This window comes from Salinivibrio socompensis S35 (assembly GCF_000513715.1).
Classification (GTDB): Bacteria; Pseudomonadota; Gammaproteobacteria; order Enterobacterales; family Vibrionaceae; genus Salinivibrio; species Salinivibrio socompensis.
Window position 1 is genome coordinate 1 of sequence record NZ_AQOD01000100.1, and the last position, 7,200, is coordinate 7,200.

Annotated in this window: 8 protein-coding genes and 1 pseudogene; all 9 read left to right on the top strand. The window is 47.8% G+C overall.

Features of this window, described 5'->3' with window-relative positions:
- A partial coding sequence (locus DZ54_RS0111325; RefSeq protein WP_025674178.1) for a hypothetical protein occupies positions 1–698 on the top strand: 698 nt, incomplete at its 5' end.
- A 98-nt stretch (positions 699–796) separates the two neighbouring features.
- Positions 797–1,750, top strand: coding sequence for a DUF3150 domain-containing protein (locus DZ54_RS0111330; RefSeq protein ID WP_025674180.1), 954 nt, complete (start codon positions 797–799; stop codon positions 1,748–1,750).
- A gap of 61 nt (positions 1,751–1,811) precedes the next feature.
- Positions 1,812–2,252 carry a hypothetical protein gene (locus DZ54_RS0111335; protein WP_025674182.1) on the top strand — a complete coding sequence of 147 codons (441 nt, stop codon included), beginning with the start codon at positions 1,812–1,814 and terminating at the stop codon, positions 2,250–2,252.
- Between the two features lie 69 nt (positions 2,253–2,321).
- Positions 2,322–3,977 carry a VWA domain-containing protein gene (locus DZ54_RS0111340; RefSeq protein ID WP_025674184.1) on the top strand — a complete coding sequence of 552 codons (1,656 nt, stop codon included), beginning with the start codon at positions 2,322–2,324 and terminating at the stop codon, positions 3,975–3,977.
- A 167-nt stretch (positions 3,978–4,144) separates the two neighbouring features.
- A complete protein-coding gene (gene radC, locus DZ54_RS0111345) occupies positions 4,145–4,558 on the top strand; it encodes a RadC family protein (RefSeq protein WP_200905311.1) in 414 nt (137 codons plus the stop codon).
- Positions 4,558–4,899: a hypothetical protein gene (locus DZ54_RS0111350; protein WP_025674187.1), complete on the top strand. Its 342-nt coding sequence runs from the start codon at positions 4,558–4,560 to the stop codon at positions 4,897–4,899. Before radC ends, DZ54_RS0111350 begins: the two co-directional genes overlap by 1 nt.
- A 90-nt stretch (positions 4,900–4,989) precedes the next feature.
- Positions 4,990–6,063, top strand: coding sequence for a DUF7146 domain-containing protein (locus DZ54_RS0111355; protein ID WP_025674189.1), 1,074 nt, complete (start codon positions 4,990–4,992; stop codon positions 6,061–6,063).
- A gap of 88 nt (positions 6,064–6,151) precedes the next feature.
- Positions 6,152–6,859 carry a hypothetical protein gene (locus DZ54_RS0111360; protein WP_025674190.1) on the top strand — a complete coding sequence of 236 codons (708 nt, stop codon included), beginning with the start codon at positions 6,152–6,154 and terminating at the stop codon, positions 6,857–6,859.
- A 201-nt stretch (positions 6,860–7,060) separates the two neighbouring features.
- A pseudogene (locus DZ54_RS27510) lies at positions 7,061–7,200 on the top strand (IS256 family transposase); the annotation flags it as partial.

Consider the following 7,200-nt stretch of genomic DNA (forward strand, 5'->3'; position numbering starts at 1 on the left):
ATGTTGGAGCAGATAATCAGGAGATTGAAGTTCGGTTTGGAAAAGTCGGTCAATTGTCGCAGCAGCGATTGATTGACTCGACTCATCCTAACGCAGAAGCAGACCGAAGAATCAATGAGAAAATCAACAAGGGTTATCGATTGGTTGGACAAGTCGGCATTGATCATCAAGGGCGGCCATTTGAACTCTCAAATGCGCTAGATAGCGTCGCGTGCGCCAATAACGTCAGTTGGGAGTTTCGTACTCGCAAGGACGTCAATGGCCAAATCTCGCTGGCGCAAAAAGCGTTGTTCGATATGGCAAAGCTGCTTGAAGCCTATGGCTTGGCTGTTATTGATGATAACCAGGTCAGGATTGGAGAATGGTCATTAGGCTTTTGCAAAAGCGGATTACCTAGTACCAATCAAATCAGCATGGTGTCAGGTGAAGGCGCTGGCATTGTTAACACTGATGATGGCCCGTGGCCATTGTTGCTGTTACTGGCCTTTAAGCGTCAATTACCACCACTGTGTTCGCTCACAGTGGCGAGTCCTGAAGGGATAGAAGTGTCCGACCAACTGAAGTTGGAAAAAGATGTATTGAGGCTGTTAGGCAGTGATTTAGAGCGGGTTCGCCCGATAGCTGAAGCACTGGACTTAATGCCTGCGAAAATCGATCTCAACCAATCGTCGCCTGATTCGCAAAATTACTATTTCTGATAGTGATGTTGCCATTAGCGCGTCAACTACTACCACCCAAGTGGGGGCCATTGCTCCTGTTGGGAGTGGTGCGTCCCCATTTCGCATGAGGATGCACTATGAGTATTCAAACCCTCGACAAACTTTTGATTTGTCACATCGACTGTTCCATCTGGAGCGGTAGAAAAAAACTAAGGCCTGAAGATTTCAGACTAGCCAATGGCAGCCAACTTCCACCGAAGGATGTTGCCAGCTTAGGGAGTAAAAAAATTTGCGACCCTGAGGCATTGGCGAACTTTGAAAGGCTAAAGAAAGAAGCGCAGCGCTTGTGTGAGCAAGTCGGTGTGCGGTTTTTAAGTGGCTATGCCGTCCCTGAAGACCGAATTGATCAGATTGTTCCAGAGCTTGACCGGATCGGTCAGGAGTTTGCGCAGTGTAAGCAGTTGTTCTTGGACAACTATGATCAGGTGACTTTTGACTGGGTTGCAAAACACCCGGAATTTGCAGATGCAATCCGGCGTGCATTATCACCCATCGAAGACGTGGAACAACGGCTTCAGTTCGATTATGCCATCTATCGAATGCAACCGGCTGACCAAGCTGGTGGCTTAGATGACAAGGTCAATGGCATGGGACACACCCTCTTTAGGGAGGTGGCTCGTGATGCCAACGAACTGTTTGAGCGTTCCGTTGCAGGTAAGAATCAAATCAGTCAGCGAGCCCTTAACCCTCTCAAGCGGTTAAGAGACAAGTTGGATGGTTTGTCATTCCTGGATCATCGAGTTCAGCCGATGGTTGAAGCGATGGACAATTTATTTGTTCGTCTGCCGAAGACCGGCCCTGTGACAGACAATCTCTATCACGAACTGATGGCGACCATTTTAATTTTGTCTGATCCAGACAAGATGAGAATGCACGGTGAAGGTCAATTGGATATCAGGCAACTGATGCCCAAACCTGAACCTAAACCCGCACAGCCAGTATCTGCTCAGGCAGATAACTTGCGTGCAATACCACAACCAACCGTCAGACCAAACCTTGGTTCGACTGTACCAAACTCATTTTATTTTTAACGTCCTTGAGGGCATGTTGCCCTGAAGGGCGCATGTCCTCTGAACTATGTAAGAGGAAATTATGCAATCAACCATCCATAACCCCAGCCAACTGAACCAGTTTGAAGCACATTTTCGTGGTGTGACTGATGCTGTTGACAGTGAATCGATACCAGAAGTGGCGTGTTGTCGAACGTTAGTACAACGGTCGTACTCAACACATAGTGTCGTGATCCCCGAGAACCCTGTGCTGATCGTAGATGCGGACGCACAAGGAGCTTGGGTAACGGCCATGGTATTTGTTCCAAACATGGCATTGCAGCAAACCGCTCATGAGCGAGCCTGGCTGCAATATCAACACGATGTGTCTACTCAGTTACAAGACCAGTACGGTCTCACATTGGATGACATCCTGAGTTTAGACCAGCTTAAAACGTCATTTGAGCAGCATGAAAGTCCAGCTCAATTGGTGGTTTGGTTAGGTCAAAAATACGACCTGGATAAGCTAAAAGCACAGGTTTAAACACCCACATTCCCAGCGGGGAAACGCTCCCGCTGAGGGAGTATTCCCCCTAATGATTAGGAGACTCCCATGAATCATCCATTAAAAAACGCACTGCCAATCGTTGCCGCCGCTTATGGCGAAAAGTTTGGTGTGAAGGTGCTTATTCAAGGACAAGATGCGTTTACCGATGGTGAGCGGATTGTGATCCCAACAGCAAATCCAGACGACCCACACTATCAACAGATAGCTTGGGGTTACCTGGCTCATGAAGCGGCGCATATTCGGCATACCAATTTTGACATGGTGCAGAAGGCGTCGTCCAAACCCATCCGTAAGGCACTTCTCAATATTATTGAGGATGTTCGCATTGAAAACGAATTGGCAAAGGATTACCCCGGAACCCGACGCAGTATTTCGCAAGTGATTGAGTACATGGTGGACACACAGCAAATGTGTGTACCTGAACAGCTTGAGCCTGCATCTAACTTGCAAGCATGGTTATTGTTCCGCTTGAGATGCCATTTTCTGGGCCAGAAAGCGCTGACGCCTTTGTATCAAGCAGTCGATGAAAGAGTGAGACAACTCTTTCCTGCCGCAGCGATGAGCCGGTTAAGCGCCATGCTGACAGCAGTGCCTAGCTTAGGGTCTACAGGTGAAGTGCTGAAACTTGTCGATGCCATCGTTGCCATGTTGGAAGAAGAATCTCGTCCACCACAGGATGAGTCGGATGCTGATAGCGGTAATGACATTGGACAAGATGCGAGTAATGACAGCAATAACAGTAGTGACAGTCAAATCCCTGAAACAGACTCGTCTGCAATGGGGGATGCTGCTGAAACGGGTGATTCAGATAACGCTGATCAAGCTGACAATTTGCGACAAGCCATAGAGGCCAGTGCCGCTCAGTTTGAACCCGATACCTTCGCACAAGTGGCAGAAGTGTTGTCGGAACAAGCCGAAGGACATCAGGGCGTCACTCCACTCAGTTTGCCCCAAGCAGAGCAAGCTATGTTGGGTGATGAGGCCATCTTGACCTTATCGGCGTCTGAGTCGGCTCAAATTCGAGCCCGACTTAGAGGTATGGTTCAGTCCAGTCAGGACAATCGGAATCATGCCAAACGGCACGGTCTTCGAGTTGCAACCCATCGTCTTGCCGCTTCCCAAGCAGGTGAGTCGAGATTGTTTATTCAAAGGCAGCCTCGCATTGCGCCCAATGCTGCTGTGCACTTGCTTGTTGATATATCGGGTTCAATGGGTAAACCCATTGGCGAAGGTAATCGCAAGTACTTTCATGTTGCCAATGAAGCTGCTTTGGCATTGGCCATGGCACTGGAAGGTATACCGGGTGTTGTTCCTGCGGTCAGTTATTTTCCGGGTATTCATCAGGAAGTTTCTATCGCGTTATTGCCCAGGCAATCGGTTCGACATAGGGCCGCCTGTTTTGACCAAAAACCACGAGGTTGTACGCCTATGGCACAAGCTATGTGGTTTGCGGCAAACAGTTTGTTGGCACAAAAACAGAAGCGAAAGCTAATGATAGTGCTAACCGATGGTGACCCAGATGACTGGGCTGCTACGCATGACATTGTTGACCGTTGCAGACGAAGTGGCTTTGAGCTGCTGGGGATCGGGATTCAAACACGCAGTGTTGAGAAATTCTTTCCTCAAAGCATCGTGATTAACGACGTCAAAGATCTGAAGCGTGAGTTATTCGAAGTAACACAACAACTGTTAGTTCAGTAACCATATCAACTTTACCACCCTGCGGGGACGATTCCGTCCCCGTCAGGGCATGGGTTCGTCTCCGCTTTTTTTTGGAGACTCCTATGAAAAACAGAAAGTTCTTAGCTGGCGAAGAAGTCGGTACTTACATCGTTCCTGAGCAAGTGACCGAAGCGGATATCTTAGATATGGCGCTTAAGCTTGCCCGTGGTCGATTGAGTAAAGGTCGCAAAATTGAACAGCCATCGTCGGCGTTCTCATACCTGCAAACACTGATGCACGAGTATGAGCACGAAGTCTTTGGCGTGCTGTTTCTTGATACAAAGCATCGCGTTATTCGATTTGAAGAGCTGTTCAAAGGCACTTTAGATGCGGCGAGTGTGTATCCAAGGGAAGTAACAAAGCGTGCGCTAGAGCTTAATGCGGCAGCAGTGATACTGGTTCATAACCATCCATCGGGTGATCCTGAGCCCAGTGAAGCTGATAAACGCATCACTCATCGACTCCGTGACGCCTTGTCACTTGTTGATATTCGAACGCTTGACCATGTCGTGGTCGCATCCGAGGGCTGCGTTTCGCTTGCCGAACGCGGTTATCTTTAATGAATGGGCGCATTGCCCATTCTCCTTCATCACAAAAGCAGTCCCTTCAACACACATCAGCACAGCTCGAATTTCTATTTGAGTTTGATGATGCCCCAGTCACTTGGTCTGACACGGAAATCTGGCAGTTACGCGAAGGCATTCTATTGGATGCAATCCGTGTATTGCTGGACGGTCGTGTCAGTACTCGATTGCGCAAGGATGTGTTGTCGTGGATTCAAAATGACGAAATAGCGCCATTTTGCTTTCGTGTTTGCGCGATGGCTGCGGTTGTCGATCCTGATGTGCTTCGTGATTCCATCATGTGGCTATTAAGACGACATGGTATCCGGCTTGACTAACGCTCCTGCATTAACCAAACGGCTAATGCAGGACCTAAGCTGACTTTTACCACCTGTGGTAGGAGTCGGCATTTTACTAAAGGAGGTTATATGGCGTTACCTTTACAAATTGACACAGTAAGGCCATATCTCAAAGGCCAATGGCTTCAAGTCTTGGCGGCATTGGTGCCAGAACTTGATGCCGCTATTGCTCGAAAAGGCCGACATGTGGCTTGTCCTGTTCATGGCGGTCGTGATGGCTTTAGGCTATTCAAAGATGCTGAATATACCGGAGGTGGCGTTTGTAATACCTGCGGGATCTTTCATGATGGCTTTGAACTGTTGTCTTGGATTAATGGATGGAACTTTGCTCAGTCTATTGAAGCAATCGGTCAAGTTCTAGGTATTCAACCCGGACAAGTACAAGCGCCTACTCGGCCAATACCGAGTAACGCTGTTGATTGGAAGGCTAGAAAGCAGGACGAGGACAAAGTGATTATCCATCGCTTGAATCAAACCTGGGGAGAAACGCTATCTCTTGGAGATACTCGTGCGCAACCAGTTTGGAACTACTTGCATCGTCGTGGCATTGTTACGCGGCTTCGTCCTGAATGGGATTCGGTGCTGAGGTTTCATCCAAACTTGCCTTACCATGATGAAGATGGTCTGTTTATCGATAGCTACCCAGCGCTGCTAGGTAAAATCGTTACTCAGCAAGGGCGTTCGGCCACGTTTCATCGGATCTACCTAAGTGAAGATGGATTCAAAGCGCCGGTTGAAAAGCCTAAAAAGATGATGCCCATACCCAGTGACCGAACAATCACAGGTGGTGCCATTCCGATAGGTGAACCTGGTGAGGTATTAGGTGTGTCTGAAGGCATCGAAACAGCGTTAGCGGTTACCAGAGCAACGGGGCAAACATGTTGGTCGGTTGTAAATGCAACGCTACTGGCTAGGTTCGAAACACCAAGTAATGTGAAAATGCTGTACATCTGGGCAGACCACGATCTCTCTGAGACCGGCCTGAATGCAGCGAATGAACTCAAGAAAAAAGCCTGGCAAAAAGGCATTCTGACACAAGTCCTGATCCCTCCGATACCAACGTCACTCGGCGTGAAAAGTTGGGATTGGAATGATGTGCTGAATGTTTACGGTGCCATGGGCTTTCCTAAAGTTCATATTTGATCCAAGGGGCTTCGGCCCCTTTTTTTGCGCCTTGCATATTTGAAAAAACATGGAGAATGAAAAATAGATAACCAATAGGAGAACAAACATGATGGTATTAACCCTTTTAACAAAGCAGATTGATGGTGAGTTTACGGTTTACTGGAAGACCGGCCTTCGAAGAGGTGGTGAGCTAAAGGTCAATTTAGGTGAGCAATACGACATGCTACCTGAGCAGCAAAAGCCAATTGCCGCTGAGCTCTATGCAATTCACCACCTACTTTCAGTGAAAGAGGTGATGGGCATTAACCGAAGCGGCAATGGCCTTCAAATCCGGGTCAGTAAAGGAGCCATCAAAAAGTTACAGAAACAACGCTCAACTCAGCATTCGCTTTACAACCTGACTAGGTTCTTGCTCACCCGTTACCAGGAAGCAAAGATCTCGGTAGAAAAGCGTGACGATTGGATATCATATCCCTTCGAGCAATACAGCGTGGATAATGTCACGGTGAGAGATATTGATGAGGTCATCAACGTTTCGAACATTGGATCTGTCGTGGTGACTCGTCACGCGCTTGAAAGATTCGTGGAACGGCTTTCAGAAGGTGTACCTAAGCATCCTTGGAACGCTTTGTGTTCAAAGCTGCTATGCTCGGCGCTAACTAAAGCTCAGTTACCAGAAAGCGTCGCTATCCAAAAAGCAAAAAAATATGCACAAGAGGCCGAGTTCTGGCAGCATGTTGGTAGCAAAATGCACTTTGTTATTGTTCCCGGTGACTCAATGAAAACGTTGGTTACGGTTTTTGCAGTAAAGTGAACTAATGAAGTGAAAGTCCTCTTTAGAAAGGTCTGCATCCTTAGCGGTTAATATTGCTATTACGTGATAACTACCAGCGAACAGCAAGGGCAAACACGTAAGGGCTTGTCTGGAGGGTGCCGCTAGCAAATCTGCGAGCTGATGAGGTAGTGTTCAGAATTCTGTGTCATTTCGTTAGAATGGTCGAAAGAGGAATGATACATGACCGACAAGAAAATAGAACTCGATATGGAAGCTGCCCTAGAAGCGCTTCGTAGTGGCAAAGGTGTTACTGGCAAAGATGGCGTCTTAACACCTTTGATCAAACAGCTAACCGAAGCTGCAATAAAAGCTGAGCTAGA

Excerpts from the sequence above, each read along its gene's own strand:
- DZ54_RS0111330 (WP_025674180.1), top strand. The coding sequence starts at position 797 with ATGAGTATTCAAACCCTCGACAAACTTTTGATTTGTCACATCGACTGT.
- DZ54_RS0111335 (WP_025674182.1), top strand. The coding sequence starts at position 1,812 with ATGCAATCAACCATCCATAACCCCAGCCAACTGAACCAGTTTGAAGCA.
- DZ54_RS0111340 (WP_025674184.1), top strand. The coding sequence starts at position 2,322 with ATGAATCATCCATTAAAAAACGCACTGCCAATCGTTGCCGCCGCTTAT.
- radC (WP_200905311.1), top strand. The coding sequence starts at position 4,145 with ATGGCGCTTAAGCTTGCCCGTGGTCGATTGAGTAAAGGTCGCAAAATT.
- DZ54_RS0111350 (WP_025674187.1), top strand. The coding sequence starts at position 4,558 with ATGAATGGGCGCATTGCCCATTCTCCTTCATCACAAAAGCAGTCCCTT.
- DZ54_RS0111355 (WP_025674189.1), top strand. The coding sequence starts at position 4,990 with ATGGCGTTACCTTTACAAATTGACACAGTAAGGCCATATCTCAAAGGC.
- DZ54_RS0111360 (WP_025674190.1), top strand. The coding sequence starts at position 6,152 with ATGATGGTATTAACCCTTTTAACAAAGCAGATTGATGGTGAGTTTACG.